We start from the raw sequence: 227 nt of genomic DNA, 5'->3' as shown, positions 1-227 counted from the left end.
AGCTAACCGGTACTAATGAACCGTGAGGCTTAACCTTACAACGCCGAAGATGTTTTGGCGGAATTGAGAAGATTTTCAGCTTAGATTCAGAGTTAAGTACGCAATAGTTTGCGCAGCCAGCGCCGCTGATGCGATAAAGTATTGCGTACAGAGCACAAAGAATTTGCCTGGCGGCCTTAGCGCGGTGGTCCCACCTGACCCCATGCCGAACTCAGAAGTGAAACGCC

General features: G+C 50.2%; 1 rRNA gene. It reads left to right on the top strand.

Annotation, left to right across the window (positions count from 1 at the left end):
- Positions 1-166: 166 nt before the first annotated feature.
- A 5S ribosomal RNA gene (gene rrf / locus OGY07_RS23420) occupies positions 167-227 on the top strand; the annotation flags it as partial.

The sequence above is a fragment of the Citrobacter sp. Cs237 genome (assembly GCF_030332325.1).
GTDB lineage: Bacteria > Pseudomonadota > Gammaproteobacteria > Enterobacterales > Enterobacteriaceae > Citrobacter_A > Citrobacter_A sedlakii.
Note: the sequence above shows the minus strand (reverse complement) of the source record. Positions and strands in the feature narration are given on the sequence as shown.